Source organism: Armatimonadota bacterium (assembly GCA_016869025.1).
GTDB lineage: Bacteria > Sysuimicrobiota > Sysuimicrobiia > Sysuimicrobiales > Humicultoraceae > VGFA01.
This window is the reverse complement of record VGFA01000003.1, coordinates 127,053-147,728: the sequence shown is the minus strand read 5'-3', so window position 1 is coordinate 147,728 and position 20,676 is coordinate 127,053. Positions and strand designations below refer to the sequence as shown.

Genomic DNA, 20,676 nt, shown 5'->3' with positions numbered 1-20,676 from the left:
ATCACCAAGAGGGGGCGCCGCGGTCGCAGGTGGCGTGTGGCGCAGTCCAAGGAATCGGAGCGGCCCGCGGGTCCCCAGGATGATCGGGCGCGGTTTGAGGCCCTGGTGGAGAAGTACGCGCGGCGCGTGTATGCGATGGCCTACAGGATGGTCGGGCACGAGGCCGATGCCAAGGATCTTACGCAGGAGGCCCTCATACGAGTGTGGCGGTCCATGCCGCGGCTGCGACCCGGCGTTCCGCTGGAGGGCTGGCTATATCGAATCGTTACGAACCTGTTCATTGATCTGCTGCGGCGCCGCCGGGGCACGCGGGTCCAGTCTCTCGACGAGCCGCTGGCCACCGAGGCAGGCGAGCTGGCAAGAGAACGGGCGGATCACTCAGCAGACGTCGAGCGCACTGTGCTCGGTGCGATGTTGGACCGGCGCGTGCAGCAGGCGCTCCTGTCGCTCCAGCCCGAGATCCGCATGGTTGTAGTGCTGGCAGATGTAGAAGGGTACGCTTACGAGGAGATCGCCTCGATGATGGGGATCCCCGTGGGCACGGTGAAGTCGCGGTTGCACCGCGCGCGCCTGACGCTGCGAGATCATCTGGCGCCCCTCCGCGACAGCCTGGAGGGCCGATGAACCACCGACGCACCGCGCGGCTGCTGAGCGCCTACCTTGATGCCGAGCTCTCTTCAGAGGAGATGGCCGAGGTCCAGGGTCACCTGGCGGGCTGCCTTGATTGCAGTGCAGAACTGGGGGAGCTGCGCGCCACGCGGCGCCTCTTGAGCTCTCTGGAGGCACCCGACCTGCCACAGGGGTTTGCAGCGGATCTGCAGCTGCGCCTGTGGCGCCGGGCGCCCGGCCCGTGGGCCTGGCTGCCCGTCTGGGAACCGCGCCCCGCGACAGCGCTTGCTGTCCTGGCGCTCGTTCTGGCCCTTGTGTCTGTGCCCGCGATCCGGGGCCACCAGCACCGCCTTCGCGCCGCGGAGATCGGCCCTGATCTGTTTCTCCGTAGGGCGGCGCAGGCGCAGGCGAGGGATCCACTCATGGACCGTGCCTTTGTGGGCCTCGTCTTCACCGACGCCAATCTTCGCCTGATCGGCGAGGATCCACGGGGGCCGGTGCGGTGATCCGGTGCGCCTCCGCAGGGTTCGTCATCTGGCTGGCAGTCGCGGCGCCGGCCCTGTCGCAGGGCTCGCCAGAGCCCCTTCTGGATGGGGTGACGTTGCAGGAAGTCGCCCGCCACGCCGCAATCGCCTCGCAGATCGTGGACTACGAGGGCACCAAGGTGCTCTCCGTGCTCCGCGGCGAGGCCATGGAGACCGTCACGCTGATCGAGACCCGCAAGCGGCCCGGGAGGACGCGTCTGGAGTTTCTCTCACCCGAGGGCGTGGCCGGGCGGCTGGTCGTTGACGACGGGCTGCAAACCTGGCACTACGAGCCGCGGCTCCATACGGTATTCCAGGGGCCGTCTCTGGCACCGCCAACCGATGCTCCACCTGTGGGATGGCTCTCAGAGTACCACCTGCGGCTGCTCGGTGTTGAGGATGTGATCGGCCGGCGCACCGCGGTGCTGAGTCTCCGGCCTCGGTCCGGGCAGGGCGAGCGCCGCCTCTGGATTGACCGAACCACAGGTGTGGCACTGCGGGCAGAGGAGCGCGACCCAAGCGATGGGCCCGTCATGGTCGCCTACTTCACGCGGATCAGCTTCGGTCTCAACGTGCCCTCCGCGCTCTTCCACATGCGCCCTCCCGCTGGCGCCCGGATCATCGGCCAGGGTGGTCCGGTTGGGCCGCTCCTTGCTCTTCCCGACCTGGAGCGGGCCGTTGGGTTTGCGTTGAGCGTTCCCCGGACGCTTCCCGGAGGTTACTCGCTGCGGGGCGGGACGCCGGTGCGTCACGGCCCGCTTCTCACCGCCTCCCTGGACTATTCGGACGGCTCCCGTAGCCTGGTTCTCTTTGTGGTGCCTGCTGGTCGCGCGCGTCCTCCTGGTCGCGGCGAGGCTGTGCCGGTCCTGGGTCCTGGAGCGCGGGCGTTTGGAGCCGGCGCCATACGGATCGTCACCTGGGAGAACCAGGGCCGTCAACTGGCACTGGCAGGGGCTCTCCCGATGATGGATCTGACGGGCGTCGCCGCCGTCATCTCGAAGGGGAGCGGGCCTTGACGTTGCGCGAGTTCCAGGACCGCATCGAGGCCCAATACGGCGAGCGTGACCGCTCGCGCGGCGTGGACGCGGCCCGAGCCGCGGGGCGCTACGCCTCAGGATGCCCGAAGTGCGGTTCTACCCCGTGCGCGTGTCCCCCGGACGCACGAATGCCAGCAGCATCTCGCGCAGCAACCAAGCAGCTAGGATAGAGGTCCGCCCCGACGGATCGCAGGGCGGGCTGACCTCAACCAGGTCGAATCCGACAATCCGGCATTCGGCAAGCACCCCCAGCAGCGAGGCGAACTCGCCTATGCTCAACCCAAGTGGCTCGGGGTTCCCTGTGCCAGGGGCAATGCTTGGATCGAAGGCGTCAATGTCCACCGACAGGTAGATCGGGCGGTCCTTTAGGGCCGCTAGTGCGGTGGGTGGCAGTTCTCCCGTCCGGGAGGCCGCGGCAAGCGAGGCTGCCGCCGCCCATTCTTCACGGCTCCCTGATCGAGCGCCAAGGACCGCGCACCGTTCAGGTCCGAGGCGGTCGGTGATCCTGCGCAGGATTGTGGCGTGCGACCAGCGCGCTCCCTCGAACTCGCCGAGCAGGTCCAGGTGGGCGTCCAGGACAACGACGCCCAAATCAGGGTGTCGTTCGGCCAGCGCGGCGACCGCCCCGAACGTCACGGCGTGATCGCCCCCGATGAGCACGGGCAGACCGGTCGTCGCTGCGACCCGCGCGCGGACGCGCTCGACCATCGCCTCGGCAGAGCAGCCGGCCAGGTCGAGGTCGCCTGAGTCCGAGAAGGTCAGGTCGGCGAGGTCACGCTGCTGGAACGGGCTGTAGGTCTCGACGCTCTCCGAGGCCCAGCGGATTGAAGCCGGCGCGTGGGCAGAGCCCGGCCGGAATGTGGAGGTGGCGTCGTATGGCGCGCCGATCAGCACGGCCGCAGGGCGTGCGTGCTCCCGGGCTCCGAGGAACGGCACTGGTGTCTATCTCGCCGACATCGCTTCTTGCAGGAACGGCGGCGGCACGAAGAGGCTCCGGTGTGCCGCAGGGAGATAGTAGCGGGTGGGGATGTGGCGCATTCTCTCAACCAGCTCCTCCGGGTCAACACCGACCGGATCTCGGCCCTGGGAGCCCACGGTGAAGGTCCAGAAGACTCCCGGGTAGGTAGGCACCGCGCCCAGGTAGGTGCGCACCCACCTAAAGTGAGGAGCCATGTGCCGTTGCACCATCGCAATGAGGTCCTGCTGGTAGATGGGCGATCCGCTCTGCACCGCCAGCACTCCTGCCTCGCCCAGAAGTCCTGCCATGTGGCCGTAGAACTCGCTGGAGAACAGCCCTAACGACGGCCCTTTCGGATCTGTGGAGTCCACCATGGCGACGTCAAAGCGCTCGCCGCTCTCGCGTACGAACCGGATGCCGTCGTCAACCAGGAGCCGGGCACGCGGGTCGCCATAGCAGCGGGCCGGGATCGAGGGAATCCACCGGAGCGTTGCGTCAATGACCGCGCGGTCTATCTCGACCATCGTCGCGTGTTCGATCGGGTGCCGCAGCGTCTCGCGCAGCAGCCCGCCATCCCCGCCTCCGATGATCAGCACCCGGCGCGGCGCGGGATGCGTGCACAGCGGGACGTGTGCGAGCAGCTCATGGTAGATGAACTCGTCTCTCTCGGTCGTCTGCACCGCGTCGTCGAGAATGAGCATGCGGCCGAAGTCCAAGTTCTCGATGACCCGGACCCGCTGAAACGCCGAACGGTCGTCGTGCAGCACGGCGTCTACCCGGTAGACGTGGGCGAAGGCCTCTCCACCCTGGTCCGTGATCCACTCTGGCTCCCGGGGCGGTCGCATGGCACCTACTCCGGCCAGAACAGCACTGCGGCAACCACGCAGCCCGTGCGCTGGACCACGTGCTCTTTGGAAGCGACGACGATCTCGGCGGTCTTGAGACCCCGCGCTGTCATGGCTTCTTCGACCATGCGCCGGACGATCTGTTCCGCGTTCTCGGCCGAACCGGTGTGGGCATACTCCATTATTACGCCAAAGCTGTCGACGCCGACCCCGATCCCCACGGCCGCCGCGATGCGTTCTCCTGGAGTGTGGCCGTTTATCCGGGTATAGACCGCGGGCATGAGGATGCCCGGCGTGTACGGACGCATCGGAACAATGCGGGCTCCCTCCGGGCAGATGCTGGTGACCCTCAGGAAGTTCAGGTCAGCGATTCCGGCATCCAGGAGCGCGTGATCGAACGCGTTGAGGTCCGTGCCGCCTTCACCCGCACCGGCCACAGCAGTGAGGGCCCGCGGGAGTGTCCACATCATCTTGTCTCCTCCGTGTGCTTCATGCTTTGGCACACCAAGTAATATACATTCCGCCCAGAGAGATGCCTACCCCCTTGCGGTGGAGGGAGGGCCGTCTTCGCGCAGAACACACCTTCTATGTTTCGGGTTTGTCGCCGATGGATGTGGTCAGCGGCTGCCGCGTGCACGGTGGTCCTGGTCTGCATCCAGCTGGGCCTGGGGCAGACAACGCCGCCCGGACCCGTGCTGCTGGGATTGACCGACCCGGACTCCGCCGGCTATGCCCTGGCCCGCGCCTCCGGCATCCGGTCTGCCAGGATCACGGCAGACTGGAGCGCGATCGAGCCGCAGCGAGGCCGGCCGGTCTGGACCGATCTGGACCGCGCGGTGGCAACCGCCCAGCGCGAGGGAGTGGCCCCGCTGCTCGCGCTCGCCTTCACGCCAGGATGGGCCAGCATCGGAACCGGCGTTGATCTCACGCGGCCTGAGATCTATTCCCGCCAGCCACCGCGCGACATCAACGACTGGGGCCGCTTTGTAAGCGCGGTAGCAGCGCGCTACCGCGACCGGGTGCGCGAGTGGCAGGTGTGGACGCATCTCGGGCTGCCCCACTACCGCGGAACAGGCAACGAGTATGTGGCTTTACTTCAGACCGCGCACGCGCGCATCAGGGCGCTGGACCCTTCTGCAAGGGTGGCATCGGCTACTCCAGAGGGGATGGACCTGGGGTTCGGCGTACGCATGCTGGCGGCCGCGCCTCAGCAGTTTGATGCCCTCGTCGTGTCGGCGAGGGGCACGGCGCCCGAGTCACTTCTGCGTCCGTTGGGGATACTGGCGGGCCGCGCGCGGGCCGTCGGGAAGGCGCTCTGGCTGGACTGGGCCCCGGAGCGGTCCGGCAGCGCCGACGCCGGCGTAGGGCTGCTGACTCGCGTCCTTGCGGTGGCTCAGGCCACAGGCGTAGAACGGTTCTTCCTGACCGAACCAGCCCTGTCGGCCGCCGACCTCCGCCAGGCCGCTGCGCCGCTGGCCGGCAGACCCTATGTCGGATACCTGGCGCGCGATCCTGATGTCTTCGCCGTGCTCTATGGCGCCGGCGCCGATGCGGTTCTCCTGGCATGGACGACTGCCGAGGGGAGGAGCCTTGACATCCCCGCCTCTCCCGGGATCCGAGTGGCCACGCTGCAGGGACGGGTAGTTGGGACAGAGATCCGCGACGGCCGGATGGTGCTGCGTCTTGCCGCCTCGCCGCTGGTGGTCACGGACGTTGCACCGGCGCTGCTCGAGGAAGCGCGGGCCACGGCCACCACCCGGGGTGCGCTCCTGCCGGTGGTCGGCGCCGACCGCGACTTTAGCCGCAGCCCGGAGGTATTCGCACGGCTCGGACGGACCGGTGAGGAGCGCGGGCTCTACAACCTGCCCTACCGTGCCCGTTCCAACGGCGCCGTGGAACCGGTGGAGACCGCAGGAGGCGAAGGTGTACGAACGGTCATTGCGCGCGGTGTAGTCTATGTCTACTTCGATCTCGATGACACGTTTGCGTTCTTTCTGGAGGGTCGCACTCCCCTGGAGATCACGGTGGAGGCCTGGGGGAGCAGCGCGCCCGGGCAGGTAGGATTCAATCTGCTGTACGACTCCACCGGGGGTTACCGGTTCACACCCTGGCAGTGGGTGGAGGTCGCCGAGGGTTGGGTCAACCACACGCTGCGCCTGACCGATGCCTCGATGGCCAACACGTGGGGGTGGGACCTTGCCATCAACGCTGGAGGCAACCGCTCGGAGGACCTCGTCGTGCGCACTGTTACCGTGCGGAAACTCCGGCCACCATAGATCTGGTGCGCGTTGACACCCCCTGGTACCCGTGCTAGATTTGCATCGGTTTTCAGCGCGTCCCGCGTGTTTCGCTGAACGGGTCCTGAGGTCTATGCGTCTCTCCCAACGCCACGGATACGATCTGGACAATCAGGGGCACCTCGTCATAGGCGGCGCGCGTGCGGCCGATCTGGCGTCCGGGTTCGGCACGCCGCTGTACGTCCTGGATGAAGATCGCATGCGGGCGAACTGCCGCGCCTACCTGGGGGCGATGCGGGAGGCGTACCCCGGACCGGGCCGGGTGCTGTTCGCGTCTAAGGCGCTGTGCACTGTCGCGACATGCCAGGTCGCGTACGAGGAGGGACTGGGCATTGACGTGGTCAGCGTCGGCGAGATCCTCACAGCGCTGACCGCAGGGGTGCCGGCTGGCGATCTCTTCTTCCACGGCAGCAACAAGACTCCCGAGGAGATCGCCTACGGTCTGGATGCCGGAGTCGGCCGGTTCGTGGTTGACAACGAGCACGAGCTGGGATGGCTGAACCGTCTGGCGCGCGAGCGCGGCCTGCGGGCCGACATCCTGCTGCGCGTCACCCCGGGGATCGAGCCCCACACGCACAAGGCCATCCAGACCGGAGGCGTGGACTCCAAGTTCGGGTTTGGACTGCTGGGGCCGTCCGCGGAAGGCGCTGTGCTGCAGGCCCTTGATCTCCCCGGTGTGCGCCTGCGTGGTCTGCACTGCCACATTGGATCTCAGATACTCGATCTGGATCCCTTCGTCATGGCCGCGCGGTCACTGGTTTCGTTTGCTGCCGAGATGCGCGGGAGCGGGTTCGTGCTCGAGGAACTCAACCTGGGTGGCGGGCTGGGCATTCGATACTTGGCAGATCAGGAGCCGCCGACCCCGGGCAGCCACGTGCGGGCGATGGCGGAGATGGTGCGCGATCTCACGGCGCGCTACAAGATGCCCCTGCCGGCCATGATAGTCGAGCCCGGCCGCGCGATCGTGGGCGACGCGGGCGTAACGCTCTACACCGTGGGCGCCATCAAGACCGTTCCGGGGGCGCGCAAGTTCGTGTCCGTGGACGGCGGTATGTACGAGAATCCGCGCCCGGCGCTCTACGAAGCGCAGTATGAAGCCCTGGTGGCGACGCGGGCGGGCGAGGAGCCCACGCAGAGCGTGTCCATCGCCGGGCGCTGTTGCGAGTCCGGGGACGTGCTGATCTGGGACGCCCAACTGCCGGATGTGGCAGCGGGGGATCTCCTTGCGGTTTTCTCCACGGGTGCCTACAATTTCTCGATGGCCAGCAACTACAATCGCTATCCGCGGCCGGCCCTCGTCTTCGTACGCGACGGCGAGGCGCAGATCGCGGTTGAGCGCGAGACCCCGGCCGACCTGGTGCGGCTCGACAGAGCCCTCCGGAGGCGCGATGGTACGCCGCGGCCCGGCGCCACCCTGCTGCCCGACACCCCCCTGCCGGGTGAAGGTTGATGCTGCGGGGCGACCCTCTGGACCTGCTGCTGCGCGTGATCGCGATTCTCGCTGCCGTCACGGTGCACGAGTTCGCGCACGCCTGGACCGCCGATCGGCTGGGCGATCCCACACCACGCACCCGCGGCCGCCTCTCGCTCAACCCGGTTGTGCACCTGGACCCGATCGGGGCCCTGCTGCTCCTGATCGCGGGGTTTGGGTGGGCCAAGCCCGTCGAGGTCAACCCCAGGTACTTCCCGGACCCGCGCAAGGGGATGCTGGTGGTGGCAGCGGCCGGCCCGCTCGCGAACGTCGCAACGGCATTCCTGCTCGGGCTGGTCTACCAGCTCGGCCTGGCCGAGCCCGGCTCCTGGTTGGGGGGCCTGCTGCTGACCGTGATCTTCATCAGCGCGGTGCTGGCCATCTTCAACCTGCTGCCCATACCCCCGCTGGATGGATCGAAGGTCCTCTCCGGTCTGCTGCCCCCGGTCCAGGCCCGCGCCTATGACCGGCTGGCCCAGTTCGGCCCGTTGCTGTTGCTGGCCCTGATCCTGCTGCCCGGCCGCCTCATTGGTCTTCTTCTGGATCAACCCGTGCGGTGGCTGGTCACACTGGCGATTGGCGCAGGCGGCCTTTGATGACAACCGAACCATCCGGCCCGTTCACCCGCAACCCCGCATCTGCCTACACGGTGAGCATACCCGGCTACGAGGGCCCGCTTGACCTGCTGGTAACGCTCGCCCACCAGGGGAAGATAGATCTCAACGACATCCCGCTGGCCGAGATGGCAGACGAGTTCCTGCGGCGCGCCAAGGCCTCCCTGGACCTCAATCAGGCCGTCGAGACGCTCTGGCTGCTTGCCGCGCTTGTTGAGATGAAGGCCAAGTTGCTCCTGCCCAAACCCCCTCCGCCTGAGCCCGTCCAGGTTCCTGAGGACAGCGACCTACCCGAACGCCTGGAGGAGCAACTCGCCGAGTACCGGGCTTTCAAGGAAGCCGCCGAGGCGCTCCGGGTGCTGGAGAGTCTCCAGCAGCAGGTCTTCGTACGGCCGTGGCAGGGGGATCCGGCAGACGTCCTGCTGGAGGGAGTGACGGTTGAGGATCTCTTCCGGGCCTTCGAAGAGGTGCTTGCGCGTGCCCGGGAGGAGCGCGCCGCCGAGGTCGTGGATGAGCCGGTTCGGGTTGCCGATCGCATGTCGGCCATCCTGGGCGCGCTGGACAACGCGCCGCAGGGCCTGGAGTTCTCTGCGCTGTTTCCGCGACGGGCAACCGCCGTCGTCGTGGTGGTGACGTTCCTGGCCTTGCTGGAACTGATCAAGGACCAGAAGGTCCGAGTGCAGCAGGCCTCCCCGCTGGCGCCAATCATGGTGCAGAGGGCCTAGGTCAACGACTGTCGGCTAAAGCCGGCAGCTTGTGAGTGAGCCATGCGAAGCACTGCTCCCCACGATAGGCAGGTTGACGGGCTGCCCACCACCGCCGGGTATACCGACGGCGGCATGGTACTTGGCCGCGATGTTGCGCGCCCCATTCAAGTCGGCGTGGAGCAAGAAACCGCACGCACGACATTGGAACCAGGCGCGGGAACGGCGGTTGTCGCGAGCAATATGCCCGCAGGAGGAGCACATTTGGGAGGTATGCCGAGGGTCTACCCCGACCACCGTTATGCCTCTTCCTTCGGCCTTGTACCGGACGAACGACTTGAGTTGAGCGAACGACCAGCTATGCAGACGACGGGCCTGCTTGCCGTGGCGGACCTTGGTTCGACGGCGGATGTCCTTGAGATTCTCCAAGATAATCGTTCCCCCATGAGGGCAGGCCTCGACGATCTGCTTCGAGAGCACGTGATCGCAGTCTCGACGGAACCGCTCCTGTCGGCGGCGCATCTTCCGCAGGTGTCGCTTGGCGGACTTTGTGCCCTTGGCCTGGAGGGCACGGCGGAGGTTGAAGTTGCGGGTCTCCACCGCCCGCCAACCCTTCTTCCCGAGGAAGCGGTTGTTGGAGGTGACGGCGGGTTGGGCAATGCCAAGGTCTACGCCGACGACCTCCGCATTGGGAGTAACCTCAGGCGCAGGCAGGTCAACGACGATGTGGAGCCACCAGTTGCCGTCGCGCTGGAGAAGGTCGCTGGTCAGGACAGTCGCGCCAGCGCACTTTTCAGCATAGGCGAGAAGCTGGAAGGGGAGGCTCATGCGGCCCTGTGTGGTCGAAAGCCGAACCGTCCGGTTAGGCCAATCCACCTTGAAGGTGTGCTTGTTGAAGCGGGGCGGACACTGAGACGACCTCGGGGCAGATACCTTGCGCCCCTGACGCCGCAAAACGAATACACTCCTCAGGGCTTCCGTCGCTTTGACGCGGGCCTGGCAATGCAGGTCAGAGACGAGTGCAGGGTAGCGTTCCTTCAGCGGGTAGTAGGTGGCGTGGTGAAGGCGGACACCGTTTTTCTCGTTATGCGCCCAGCCGTAGGCGCAGACCTCGTTGAAGACGGCGCTGAAGAGGCGTGCGGTCTCTGCGAGGGCTGCGGCCTGTTCAGGAGTGGTCTGAAGAAGTACGCGAACGGTGCGGTTCATGCTCGTATTATGCCATATGTGCCGACACTCTGCGGGTAGAGAGGAGGGCAGGCGGCATTCCCCCGCCGCAGTTCCTATGGTATCCCCTGATGGTATCGGGGAACTGGCGCGCTCGGTTGAGAGCCTGCTGTTTGTCGCCGACCGGCCGGTACCACTCGATCGCCTGGCAGCCGTGCTGGATGTCCCAGCGGACCGCGCACGGGAGGCAGTAGATCACCTAGAGTCGCGCCTGGCAGACGGCGGCCTTCAGGTGCAGGAGGTCGCCGGCGGCTATCAGCTCTGCACCAGGCCGGAGCACGCCGATCTGGTGCGCCGGTTTCTCCAGTACGAGCACGGCGAATCCCTGTCCAAGGGAGCCCTCGAGACCCTTGCGATAATCGCGTACCGGCAGCCGGCGACCAGGGGCGACATCGAGCAGATCCGCGGAAGCAGCAGCGATTGGCACATCGAGCGCCTGCTCGAGCGCCATCTGATCCGCGTGGTGGGTCGTCGCGAGACGGTGGGACGCCCCATGCTGTTCGGGACCACGGAACGGTTCCTCCGGTACTTCGGCCTCCGCGGGCTTTCTGATCTGCCGCCCGCGGGCGAGCGCGGCGTGCAGGCCATGCTAGATCCGGTGGGGTGAGCGCCGTGCTCCGGCACGCCCTGTTGGCAGGCCTGCTGCTGGCGCTGTGCGCAGTGATGACGGCAGGAGCGGCTCCGGCGGATGCCGCGGCGGCCAGTCCTGCCGCACCCGATGGGCCCACCGCCGCGATCGTCATGGACGCTACAACCGGCCGCATCCTGCACGCTCTTGCGGCGCACCGCCGGTGGCCTCCGGCGTCCACCACGAAGATCCTGACCGCGATCATGGCCATCGAGCGACTACCTGCCGGCACGGTCGTCACCGTGAGCACACGCGCTGCCGCCCAGCATCAGGGTGCGTTCGTAGGGCTTGTGGCCGGAGAGAGATGGCAGGCCAGAGATCTGCTGCTTGCGATGATGCTCCGCTCGGCCAACGATGCGGCGGTGGCCGTGGCCGAGGCGGTCTTCGGTACCAGTGAACGCTTCGTCGAGGAGATGAACACCAAGGCACGGCAGTTGGGCGCCCGCGAGAGCCGGTTTGTCAGCCCGCACGGGTTCGAGGCCGCGGGGCACTACAGCACCGCCCTCGACCTCGCCCTGATCGCACGCCATGCCCTTCGCAACGCGGATTTCGCAGCCCTGGCGCGTACCGAAACCTCGGAACTGGTACGGCCTGGCCGACCGCCCCAGCGCCTCGTCAACACCAACCGGCTCCTCGGGCGCTATCCTGGAGCCGATGGGGTGAAGACCGGGTGGACCGCGGCGTCAGGGCCTTCGCTGGTTGCCTCGGCAACGCGGGACGGCCGCCAGATGCTCGTGGTCGTGCTCAACAGTCGCGACGTCTTCGGTGATGCGGAACGGTTGCTGGATCTTGGATTCCGCTCCGTCCCGGCGGGCGCGCTGTCGGGGGGCCAAAGGCCTTCGGGGCACTGAGGGGCAGCGGCATGAAGGTTGATCGCAAGAAATGGGAAGCCAGGTACGCAGCAGGCGAGCGCGTGCACGACGGGCCGCCGTCAGGCCTATTGAGGAGGTGGCTACCGCTCCTGCCTCGGGGCCGCGCGTTGGACGTGGCCACCGGCCTGGGGCGCAATGCCCTGCTGCTGGCATCGGCCGGCTACGATGTGTGCGCCGTTGACATCTCGCCCACTGCGCTGGCAGTAGCGGCCCGCCGGGCTGCACGGAGGCACCTGCGCGTGCGGTGGGTCGAGGCGGATCTCGACACCCACCTGTTCCCGAAGGCGCGGTACCATGTGGTCGTGAACACGTTCTTCCTGAAGAGGAAGCTGCTTAGGGCGATGCAGGAGGCGGTGCGGCCCGGTGGGGTGATGATCCTGGAGACACACCTGGAATGGCCCGAGCCGGACCCTGGTCCCCGCGGGCCCGCACACCGGCTCAGAAAAGGCGAACTGCGGCGTCGGTTCCGGGACTGGGAGGTGCTCTATCTTCAGGAGGGTCTTTTCCGGGAGGGCGGACGCACCCGCGCGCTTGGTAGGATTGTGGCCAGAAAGCCAAGGGGATCCCGGCGATGAGGGTGGCATCGGAGCGGGTCACGGCGCTTCGATCCGCGGTTGCTGTCCTGCTTGCTCTGCTGATGGCGGCCTCTGTCGGCGCATTCGCAGCCGCGGCCGTCGGAGCCACAGGTGCCGGCGGGACCTATCCGATGACTTTGACGGATGCCTCCGGGGTACACCTCACCATAGGGGCCAGGCCGGTCCGGATAGTCTCAATGGCTCCGAGCGTGACAGAGGTCCTGTTCGCCCTGGGCCTAGACCGAGAGGTCATCGGGATCAGCGACTCCGACGACTACCCGCCTGAGCGGGTTCGCAGCAGGCCGCGCGTGGGCGGCGTTGTGGTCAGCCTGGAGCGCGTGATGGCCCTCAAGCCGGATCTGGTTGTCGGAATGCCAAGCCTGCAACATGACCAGCTTGTTCGTCTGCGGGCGCTCCGCCTGCCCGTCCTGGCGGTGGACGCCGCCTCGGTTGAGGGGACGGTTGATCTGGTTCGACTACTGGGCCGGGTGACGGGCCGCACCAGGGAGGCCGAGGGCCTGGCCCTGTTCCTCCGGCGCCGGGCAGCGGCCGTTCGCCCAGCCGTCCGGCGCACTGTCTACATCGAGGTGTGGCATGAACCAGTGCTGGCCGCGGGCGGCCGAACGCTGGTGGACGATCTGGTCACCCGCGCCGGCGGCGCCAACATCTTCGGCGACCGCCGCGGATACGTTCCTGTCCCGATCGAGGACGTCCTGAACAGGAACCCGCAGGTGATCCTGCTGCTCTACCCGGGGAGAGACCGACTGCGGGGGAGACCCGGCTGGGCCGCCCTGGACGCGGTGAGGGCAGGGCGGGTGTACGATCTGCCGACCTCGCTGGTAGCGCGGCCCGGTCCCCGCGTGGTGGAAGGTCTGGATCTAGTTGCCAGGCTGCTGGGCAATGGACGGTAGTTTGTCTGCCGCAGATGGGTGTCGGGTCGAGATCGCCGGACTGGTGTGCCGGCTGGCCGGCATCACGGCGCTGGGTGGTGTCTCCCTTGAGATACCGTCCGGGGCGTTCTTCGGCATCGTCGGACCCAACGGCGCGGGCAAGACCACCCTGCTGCGTGCGATAGCCGGCGCAGTGGGTCCGGAGGCGGGTGGGGTGCTGGTGGAAGGACTCGCCCCGCACGAGACGCCGGTAGAAGTCCTGGCCAGACAGATCTCTGTCCTGCCACAGCATCCGGTCGTGCCAGCAGGTGTCACGGTGCGAGAGGCCGTGGCGTGGGCGAGGAACCCCCACCTGGGCCGGCTGGCGCGCCCTGGTCCGGCCGATCTCCAGGCCGTGGACGGGGCCCTGGAGCAGACCGGTGCTGTGGAACTGGCCGACCGCCCAATAGAGGCCCTAAGCGGCGGAGAGCGACAGCGTGTGCTGATTGCCCGGGCCCTAGCCCAGCAGCCGCGCCTCCTGCTCCTGGACGAGCCCACGGTGCACCTGGACCTGGGACGGCAGCTTGAGATCATGGAGCTCCTGAGAACCCTGGCCGGCCGCGGCCTCACCGCCGTGGCAGCGATCCACGACTTGAACCTGGCGGCCAGTTTCTGTGATCGCATGGCGCTGCTGAGCCAGGGCCGCCTCCTTGCCAGCGGCCGCCCGGCCGATGTCGTCGCCCCAGACCTCATCCGTGAGGCGTATGGTGCTGGCGTGACCGTTCGGATCGACGCCAGGACCGGGCGCCCGTACCTGACGGTGGCTCCTGGACCGGCGGCTCAAGGGACCGGGCCACGGGTTCACGTGATCTGCGGCGGCGGGACCGGCGTTGAGATCCTGAACCGCTGCGCCGAGGCGGGCTGTCGCCTGAGCGTGGGAGTTGTGCACGTGATGGACGCCGACGACGAAACAGCACGGGCCGTGGGAGCCCAGGTGATCGAGGAGGCACCGTTCTCGCCGATCAGCAGTGCCGCTGCCGACGAGGCCATCCGGGCCGCCCTGACCTGCCGCGCCGTGATTATCGCGCCCACCCCCATCGGTCCGGGTAACTTGCGGAATCTGGAAGTTGCGGAAGCTGCGCTGACTGCCGGGGTTCCGGTTGTCATGGTGGAGGGGCAGGAGGCGCGGGATTTCACCGGCGGCGCAGCCGCGGATGCTGCAGCGCGCCTGGCCGCGGCAGGCGCGCTGGTGGTCCCGGATACGGCGGCGGCGCTCGAGGCGCTCAGCCGGCTGCTGGCCCGCGGGGGGGCCCGGTCGTGAGCCGACGGCGCCCGGCGGTGGCTATAGACGGTCCTACCGCGTCCGGCAAGTCCACCGTGGCGCGGGCCGTGGCCGACAGGCTTGGGTTCAAGCACATAGACACCGGTGCCATGTATCGGTCGGTGGCGCTGGCCTCCATGAGGCGACGCGTTGACCTGCGCGACGCAGCCGCGCTTGCAGCCCTGGCCGCCTCGCTGGCCATCGAGTTCCGACCAGCACGCGGTGGGGATAGAATCGTGGTGGACGGCGAGGACGTGACCGAGGCGATCCGCGCCCCGGAGGTCAGTACCGCGGCTTCGATCGTCAGCGCTGTGCCCGGAGTGCGCGCGGCGCTGGTGGCGCGGCAGCAGGCCCTCGGGGCCGCCGGGGGAATCGTGATGGAGGGCCGGGACATAGGCACGGTCGTCTTCCCCAACGCCGAGGTCAAGGTGTTCCTCGAGGCCAGTCTTGAGGCGAGGACCCGGCGGCGGCACGACGAACTGAGGGCAAGGGGGGTGGACGTGGATCAGGACGAGGTCCGCCGCCAGGAGGCCGAGCGGGACGAGCGCGATGAGACGCGGTCTCTCTCACCGCTGCGGCCGGCAGGTGACGCTGTTGTTCTCGACACCACCCTCTTGACTACTGAACAGGTGGTCGCAACGATCGTACAGCTCGTCAGGGAGCGCACGGATGTGGTATGACTTCTGGAAACTGCTCTTCACGGTCTACTTCTCCCTGCAGTTCCGGCTGCGCGTGGAGGGCCGCGAGAACGAACCGGCAGAGGGCCCGGTCCTGGCCGTATGCAACCACGTCAGCGCCGCGGACCCTCCGATCGCCGGGGTTGCGCTTCGGCGCAGGGCCCGCTTCATGGCCAAGCACGAGCTGCTTCAGATGCCCGTTCTCGGCTGGCTGCTGCGCACGGTGGGCACTTTCCCTGTGAGGAGGGGCCAGGCGGACCGGCGCTCGATCCGCACCGCGCTCGAGGCTCTTTCCCATGGCGAACTCGTCCTGATGTTCCCCGAAGGCACGCGCAGCGCCGACGGCCGGTTGATGCAGGCCGAGCCCGGCGCCGCGCTGCTGGCCCTGCGCGCCGGCGCGCCGGTGCTTCCCATGGCAGTAATCGGTACGCAGCACGCCATGCCCAAGGGCACGCGGCTGCCCCGCCGGCACTCGGTTGTCGTCCGGCTGGGCCCGCCCATTGCCGTCCCGCGGCACGACGGCCGCATCACGCGGACAGACCTGGAGGCATGGGGAAGGCGCTTCATGGACGGAATCGCCGCGCTCCTGCCGTCCGACCAGAGGCCGTCGTCAGGGACAGGTGGGTGAGGCGCGGAGGTCTTCCCCCCAGCGCAGGACAGATACTTTGAGCGGGGTTCCGTAGAGCGGCGAGGCCCCACCGTAGGTGATGTCCACCTCGGCGCGAATCGTACGCGTCAACAGAACCGTGAAGGTGGCGTCGGGGTTGTAGCGGCGGATCTCGCCGGTGGACAGGATGCACCAGCGGCGGGCCGCGACGTTGATGGTGCAGTCGTCCAGGGTGGGAAGCAGGCAACGCCGGGTCGTGGTGTACCAGGTTCGCTGATCCGCCGTGGCAGGGTAGTTCGTGTACGGGACCGCCGCGGCCGTCTTGTCTGCCTTGAGCAGGTAAATCTGGTGCTCGAGGCCTGCCTGGGCCAGGTACTGCGCCTCGGCGTCCCACCGCACAAGCCGTCCCATCTCCATCTCGGCGATCATCAGTTGGGCGATGCCCGCCACGATCAACGCCAGGATCATCGTCACCACGACCGCCATGACGAGGGCAACGCCTGCCTCGCCTGACCGCGACCGCTTCACCGTGGCCGCAGGGGGCTGCGCTCGGGCAGCGAGCGGCCTGCTAGGGGGCCTGCCGGTACGCACTCGAGGTGACCACAATGTCGGCGACCTCCCCGGTGGGATCCATGGCGGTGAGCGCAACCTGCACCGACCTGACTGCCTCGGCCGACGGGCCCGGAGCCGCCGGGCACGCGACTGCGCTGCCGGCAGCGTTGAAGCACTGGACGCTCATGGCGCGGAAGGGGCCGGCCAGGGGCTGCCAGGCGGCAGGTACCGGCGCCGCCTCCTCGGCGGCCAGCGCCGTGGCCGGTTCGGAGGACACACGACGCCGAACGATGATGTTCCGGTGGCGGTGGTCCTGCGGGCTCGTGTACCCATCAACCTGCCCATAGTGCGCGCCGGATGCGACGGTCGAGTGGGTCACCTCGAGCCTCCAGCCGGGCTCAGCCGCACCGACGGCCCAGTACTTCACCTTGAGGGCTGAGCCGACCAGATAGAACCTGCCGTAGTAGTTCGTACCTGGCGTGACGCTTGCGGAGACCGATCCGATGGCCCCGCCGGTGGTGCTCCAGACAGTCCAGTACCGGATTCTCAACGTCGCGTTGGTCTCATCAGCCAGTGTGACGATGTAACCCACGCCGGTATCGCTGCGCCGCGCGCTGACGCCGGTCTGGTGACCGTCCGCGTCGCTGTGCGGGACGTTCTTGCTGAACTGGCGATGGCAGGAGCCGCTGCTCGCGGTGAAGACGAACCCGTCGGCGGAGGCGGAGTGTGTGCCGGCACACCCGTCCCTCCGAGTCCACCCCGCCAGGCTCGTTCCGTCTTCGTAGTCCAAGAAGACGTGCACGCCGTTCGACGGCGGGGTGCCCGCTGAGAGGTCCCCGTAGAACAGGTAGTAGTCGCCATCAGAACCGCCGGCTGCTATTGGTGCCTGCAGCCTGAACCATACTCGCGTCGTCGTTGAGTTCCACGCGGTCGGGATGTCCCTGAAGCGATCCAGTTCCACCCACCTCGTCCCGGCCCGGTAGCGCACACGCACGTCGTTCCCGCTTGCCAGGCTCTTGCCCGCGGCTACCAGCGCGGCGTGGTCGAAGACGACAGGGACGGAGTAGCCAGCTGGCACCGCGGTCCCGGCGGTGACCGTGATGCGGCGGCGGAAGAAGTACTCTCCGCTCTGTCGGTACTCCAGATTTCCGGTGCCGGCGTTGAGCTGGTACTCCACAGTCGGCGTCGCGCCGGTTCCGTCGCCCGAAGCCATGGTCAAGCGTATAAGCGAGTCGCCCACGACCTGGAAGCTCCCTGCGGCGCGCACCTCCCGCACGATTTTGTCCAGCGCCCTGCGGGCATTTTGCGTGACCTCGGTGTGCCGGTCAACGCGGTTCCATGTTTGCTGGCCGGTCCACAGCAGCGGTACCAGCGCGACGATCACCAACGTGAGCATGGCCACAACCGCCAGCAGTTCGGTCAGGGTGGCGCCGCGTTCGTTCGCCGGTATCCCATGATCTCTACGCGGCATCGCGGGCTCCTATGGGCGCGAGGTTACCTTGGTGTCGTATCGCACCTGCGCTTCGTCCACATCGCAGGCGCTGTTGGCGTTCGCGTCCCGGCACGCTATCGTGGCAATCGTTCTGAGCGATCCCACACCTGGGGCGGCACTCGAGAGCTCTGTTGTAATCGTCCACTGCAGCCGGCATTGTGGAAGGTCGGCGCATGCCTCGGCGCCCGATGTCACGCTGCTGATGTCCGCGCGCAGGCGTCCAAGGATCTCCTCGGTCTTGCGCGTGGCCGCCGCGGACAGCCGCAGATCCGTCTCGGTGACCTGGGCAGGAGCAAGCACGCCTGGCATGACCTGAAGCAGTGGGATGATGGCGACGCCCAGGATCAGGGCCGCCGCCAGCAGCTCGACGAGCGTGAAGCCGGCCTGCCCGCGCTTCACGGTCCGGTCACCTTCACGTGCCCGGTGGCCGCTGTAACCTGGACCGTCGCCGTGGCACCACTGGCCGTCAGCGTCACCGTGCCGCTGGCCGCCGCGCTGCCATTGGAGGAGAAGACGAACTGCAGTGGGCCGGTCACGGAGACCTCCTGTGGCAGGTTCTTTGGGAAGTCGGGCTCGGCGCCACCGCCTTCCTGCCTCACGATGTAGCCGGTGTATGGCGGTGCAGACGGACTGAACTCCAGCATGACGTTCGCGCGCCGGGCGATCGCTAGCCGCTGCGCCAGCCGCAGATCGGCGGCCAGTTGACGGGCGGATGAGCGCGCGTGGAGGGTCTCGGGGACCATCAGCCGCGGCACCGCGACGACCACCAGGATCGCCAGCAGCGCCGCGACCACGAGACCCTCCACAAGGCTGAACCCGCTTTGGCAGGCCATCTCATCCTCCTCCTTGCAGCGTGTTGCTCTGTGACCTCAGTGGCCTGCCCCGGTATCGTGGTTCACCCCTCCGGCGCTCATCTGAACCCTGCACAGGGTGTCGCTGTAGGTGGTCGAGTAGGGCGTAGCGGTACCGGTTCTGGGATCAACAGGCCGGCCGTCCGGGAAGTACGCGGTGTTGTCCAGGAAGGCCAGAAAGTTCGCGCCCGCGGTCGGGCACGCCCCGCTGTTCCGGTATTGGTAGAGGGCCAGGGCGGAGTTGATCGCCCGGACGTTGGCCATGTCCACCGAGCGCCGCGCGTCGGCCTCGGCGCCGAAGTAGTTGGGCAGCGCGACGGCGATCAGGACCCCGAGGATCAGGATCACCGCCAGTACTTCCACGAAGGTGAAACCGCTCTCACCCGAGCGCTTCCCTTTCATCCCCTTTCACCTCCTGCTGTGATGTGCCTTGCCTGACATCTCGCATCCAACACCGAACCTGGTACTACCTTAGAATGGCCCTGGGCAGGCCGAAGATCGGCAGGTACAGGGCCAGCAGGATCAAAGCGATGACACCTCCAAGGGCCAGCGTCAGAAGCGGCTCGGCCAGCGTGACCAGCCGCTTGATCGAGAGGTCTATGTCGCGGTCGAGCAGATCGGAGACCCGTTGAAGCAGCTCGTCCAGGCGGCCGGCCTCCTCGCCCATCGCGGTCATCCGGTGCACTATAGGAGGGAAGAGGGCGACCCCGCGCATCGCCTCGCTCAGGCGATGGCCGGATGAGATCCTCTCCTTGAGGTAGCTGGCCGCGGCCTTCACCTGGGGTTCGGAGACCGACTCGGCCGTGATGTTCAGCGCCTGTATCACCGGCACGCCGCTGGAGTACATCGCACCGAACGTCCGCAGCAGGCGGTTGACTTGAAGCAGCCGCACAACCGCGCCGACGCGCGGGATTCGGCAGAGCAGGCGCGCTCCGGCGGCCGCGAGCCTTGCCAGTGTGCCGGTCTGGAACAACGCCCATCCCGCGGTTGCGGCCACTACCAGGCCCGCCAGCCAGTACCCACGCAGCAGCCGGCTGAACTCGATGAGGACCGCGGTGGCTAGAGGGAGGGGTGCTCCGGCAGAGCGGTATACTTTCTCGAACGCAGGAATCACGAAAACGGCAAACACGCTTGTGACCACCGTGGCCAGGACGAGCACGAACGCCGGGTAAACAGCAAGCGAGGCGGCTTTTTGTCGCAGCGCCACCTCGCGGTCGAGGTAGTCGGTCAGACGCATCAGGGCCTGGTCCAGCACGCCGCCTACCTCGCCGGACCGCACCACCCCGACATATACCGGGGAGAACACCTTGGGATGGCGGCTCATCGCGGCCGACAGACTCTGCCCGGCCTCGATGCGATCGCGCACGTCCCCGATCACCTCGCGCAGCGTCACGTCTTCCTCTTGCTCGCGCGCCACCTCCAGGCCGCGGAGCAGCGGGATGCCGGACGCCGCGAGCCCGGCCAGGTGATAGGTGAAGGCCGCAACCTCTTGAAGGCCAGGCCCTCGACGCCGCCAGACCGCTGTGGCCCAGCGTGTCCGCGGCCGCAGTGACGTGATGAACAGCACCTGTTCGCGCAGCCGGGCGCCGGCCACGGCCTCGCTCTCGGCCGCGATCACACCTCTGACCGGAACGCCGGTACCGTCCCTGCCCGTGTACGCGAAGGCTGGCATGGCCCGCTCCATCTCAGTCAATCGCCGCGAAGACCACGCGGCGAAGTTCGTCCACGCTGGTCGTGCCGTCGAGCGCCCTGGCAATACCTGCTTCGTTCATGACGCGCATCCCATCGCGCCGCGCGGCCTCGCGGATGGCGGTGGCAGGGCGCCGCTGCAGGATCAGGTCGCGGATTCCGTCCGTCACCTTCATTATCTCGAACACGCCGGAGCGCCCCCTGTATCCCATCTGGCCGCACTCCGGGCAGCCGTGCGGGCTCCAGACAGTTGCCGTCGT

Annotated in this window: 26 protein-coding genes; 15 read left to right on the top strand and 11 right to left on the bottom strand. The window is 67.6% G+C overall.

All coding sequences use genetic code 11. The annotated features are described in order from the left end of the window. The first annotated feature begins 36 nt into the window (after nt 1–36). The 4 genes from FJX73_03245 to FJX73_03230 are packed head-to-tail and all read left to right on the top strand — an operon-like array spanning nt 37 to nt 2,340. Nucleotides 37–624, top strand: a complete 588-nt coding sequence (locus tag FJX73_03245) for a sigma-70 family RNA polymerase sigma factor (protein MBM3469790.1) — start codon at nt 37–39, stop codon at nt 622–624. Continuing rightward, entirely contained in the window at nt 621–1,115 is a 495-nt protein-coding gene (locus tag FJX73_03240; GenBank protein MBM3469789.1) for a hypothetical protein, read from the top strand. The genes FJX73_03245 and FJX73_03240 overlap by 4 nt, the downstream gene beginning before the upstream one ends. Next, nucleotides 1,112–2,149: a hypothetical protein gene (locus FJX73_03235; protein MBM3469788.1), complete on the top strand. Its 1,038-nt coding sequence runs from the start codon at nt 1,112–1,114 to the stop codon at nt 2,147–2,149. Before FJX73_03240 ends, FJX73_03235 begins: the two co-directional genes overlap by 4 nt. Continuing rightward, complete coding sequence (locus tag FJX73_03230; protein MBM3469787.1) at nt 2,146–2,340, top strand: hypothetical protein; 195 nt, start codon at nt 2,146–2,148, stop codon at nt 2,338–2,340. The genes FJX73_03235 and FJX73_03230 overlap by 4 nt, the downstream gene beginning before the upstream one ends. On the opposite strand, the gene speB is transcribed toward FJX73_03230, so the two are convergent. The 3 genes from speB to FJX73_03215 are packed head-to-tail and all read right to left on the bottom strand — an operon-like array spanning nt 2,267 to nt 4,440. Further along, nucleotides 2,267–3,106, bottom strand: a complete 840-nt coding sequence (gene speB, locus FJX73_03225; protein MBM3469786.1) for an agmatinase — start codon at nt 3,104–3,106, stop codon at nt 2,267–2,269. The genes FJX73_03230 and speB overlap by 74 nt on opposite strands. Before the next feature lie 6 nt (nt 3,107–3,112). Next, a complete protein-coding gene (gene speE, locus FJX73_03220; protein MBM3469785.1) occupies nt 3,113–3,973 on the bottom strand; it encodes a polyamine aminopropyltransferase in 861 nt (286 codons plus the stop codon). Between the two features lie 5 nt (nt 3,974–3,978). Further along, complete coding sequence (locus FJX73_03215) at nt 3,979–4,440, bottom strand: arginine decarboxylase, pyruvoyl-dependent (GenBank protein MBM3469784.1); 462 nt, start codon at nt 4,438–4,440, stop codon at nt 3,979–3,981. 144 nt (nt 4,441–4,584) lie between these two features. Between FJX73_03215 and FJX73_03210 the strand changes: the two genes are divergently transcribed. From FJX73_03210 to FJX73_03195, 4 genes are all read left to right on the top strand, one after another. Continuing rightward, nucleotides 4,585–6,249: a hypothetical protein gene (locus FJX73_03210; protein ID MBM3469783.1), complete on the top strand. Its 1,665-nt coding sequence runs from the start codon at nt 4,585–4,587 to the stop codon at nt 6,247–6,249. A gap of 94 nt (nt 6,250–6,343) precedes the next feature. Further along, a complete protein-coding gene (gene lysA, locus FJX73_03205) occupies nt 6,344–7,720 on the top strand; it encodes a diaminopimelate decarboxylase (protein MBM3469782.1) in 1,377 nt (458 codons plus the stop codon). Then, the gene (locus tag FJX73_03200; GenBank protein MBM3469781.1) at nt 7,720–8,337 is read left to right on the top strand and encodes a site-2 protease family protein; all 618 of its coding nucleotides are present in this window, start codon (nt 7,720–7,722) and stop codon (nt 8,335–8,337) included. Before lysA ends, FJX73_03200 begins: the two co-directional genes overlap by 1 nt. Beyond that, on the top strand, nt 8,337–9,080 hold the full coding sequence (locus FJX73_03195; GenBank protein MBM3469780.1) for a segregation/condensation protein A: 744 nt from the start codon (nt 8,337–8,339) through the stop codon (nt 9,078–9,080). Before FJX73_03200 ends, FJX73_03195 begins: the two co-directional genes overlap by 1 nt. Nucleotides 9,081–9,095: 15 nt before the next feature. Here the strand turns inward: FJX73_03195 and FJX73_03190 are convergent, their stop codons facing one another. Beyond that, a complete protein-coding gene (locus FJX73_03190; protein ID MBM3469779.1) occupies nt 9,096–10,265 on the bottom strand; it encodes an IS200/IS605 family element transposase accessory protein TnpB in 1,170 nt (389 codons plus the stop codon). A 76-nt stretch (nt 10,266–10,341) separates the two neighbouring features. On the opposite strand from FJX73_03190, the gene scpB reads away from it, so the two are divergent. The 7 genes from scpB to FJX73_03155 are packed head-to-tail and all read left to right on the top strand — an operon-like array spanning nt 10,342 to nt 15,853. Continuing rightward, nucleotides 10,342–10,890, top strand: coding sequence for an SMC-Scp complex subunit ScpB (gene scpB / locus FJX73_03185; protein MBM3469778.1), 549 nt, complete (start codon nt 10,342–10,344; stop codon nt 10,888–10,890). Continuing rightward, entirely contained in the window at nt 10,887–11,762 is an 876-nt protein-coding gene (locus FJX73_03180) for a D-alanyl-D-alanine carboxypeptidase (GenBank protein MBM3469777.1), read from the top strand. The genes scpB and FJX73_03180 overlap by 4 nt, the downstream gene beginning before the upstream one ends. Before the next feature lie 11 nt (nt 11,763–11,773). Further along, the gene (locus FJX73_03175; protein MBM3469776.1) at nt 11,774–12,358 is read left to right on the top strand and encodes a methyltransferase domain-containing protein; all 585 of its coding nucleotides are present in this window, start codon (nt 11,774–11,776) and stop codon (nt 12,356–12,358) included. Then, nucleotides 12,355–13,269: a cobalamin-binding protein gene (locus FJX73_03170; GenBank protein ID MBM3469775.1), complete on the top strand. Its 915-nt coding sequence runs from the start codon at nt 12,355–12,357 to the stop codon at nt 13,267–13,269. Before FJX73_03175 ends, FJX73_03170 begins: the two co-directional genes overlap by 4 nt. Continuing rightward, nucleotides 13,259–14,548 (top strand): ABC transporter ATP-binding protein, encoded by a 1,290-nt coding sequence (locus tag FJX73_03165; protein MBM3469774.1) that lies wholly within the window; start codon nt 13,259–13,261, stop codon nt 14,546–14,548. The genes FJX73_03170 and FJX73_03165 overlap by 11 nt, the downstream gene beginning before the upstream one ends. After that, a complete protein-coding gene (locus tag FJX73_03160) occupies nt 14,545–15,228 on the top strand; it encodes a (d)CMP kinase (protein ID MBM3469773.1) in 684 nt (227 codons plus the stop codon). Before FJX73_03165 ends, FJX73_03160 begins: the two co-directional genes overlap by 4 nt. After that, the gene (locus FJX73_03155) at nt 15,218–15,853 is read left to right on the top strand and encodes a 1-acyl-sn-glycerol-3-phosphate acyltransferase (GenBank protein ID MBM3469772.1); all 636 of its coding nucleotides are present in this window, start codon (nt 15,218–15,220) and stop codon (nt 15,851–15,853) included. Before FJX73_03160 ends, FJX73_03155 begins: the two co-directional genes overlap by 11 nt. Here FJX73_03155 and FJX73_03150 read toward each other — a convergent pair. From FJX73_03150 to FJX73_03120, 7 genes are all read right to left on the bottom strand, one after another. Beyond that, complete coding sequence (locus tag FJX73_03150) at nt 15,836–16,360, bottom strand: hypothetical protein (GenBank protein MBM3469771.1); 525 nt, start codon at nt 16,358–16,360, stop codon at nt 15,836–15,838. The genes FJX73_03155 and FJX73_03150 overlap by 18 nt on opposite strands. Before the next feature lie 40 nt (nt 16,361–16,400). Next, nucleotides 16,401–17,855, bottom strand: a complete 1,455-nt coding sequence (locus FJX73_03145) for a hypothetical protein (protein MBM3469770.1) — start codon at nt 17,853–17,855, stop codon at nt 16,401–16,403. Between the two features lie 9 nt (nt 17,856–17,864). Beyond that, nucleotides 17,865–18,275 carry a prepilin-type N-terminal cleavage/methylation domain-containing protein gene (locus tag FJX73_03140; GenBank protein MBM3469769.1) on the bottom strand — a complete coding sequence of 137 codons (411 nt, stop codon included), beginning with the start codon at nt 18,273–18,275 and terminating at the stop codon, nt 17,865–17,867. Further along, nucleotides 18,272–18,709, bottom strand: a complete 438-nt coding sequence (locus FJX73_03135; GenBank protein ID MBM3469768.1) for a prepilin-type N-terminal cleavage/methylation domain-containing protein — start codon at nt 18,707–18,709, stop codon at nt 18,272–18,274. Before FJX73_03135 ends, FJX73_03140 begins: the two co-directional genes overlap by 4 nt. A gap of 36 nt (nt 18,710–18,745) precedes the next feature. After that, nucleotides 18,746–19,129, bottom strand: a complete 384-nt coding sequence (locus FJX73_03130) for a prepilin-type N-terminal cleavage/methylation domain-containing protein (protein ID MBM3469767.1) — start codon at nt 19,127–19,129, stop codon at nt 18,746–18,748. A 64-nt stretch (nt 19,130–19,193) separates the two neighbouring features. Further along, complete coding sequence (locus FJX73_03125; protein MBM3469766.1) at nt 19,194–20,411, bottom strand: type II secretion system F family protein; 1,218 nt, start codon at nt 20,409–20,411, stop codon at nt 19,194–19,196. A gap of 1 nt (nt 20,412) precedes the next feature. Beyond that, nucleotides 20,413–20,628: a hypothetical protein gene (locus FJX73_03120; GenBank protein MBM3469765.1), complete on the bottom strand. Its 216-nt coding sequence runs from the start codon at nt 20,626–20,628 to the stop codon at nt 20,413–20,415. Nucleotides 20,629–20,676: the final 48 nt, after the last annotated feature.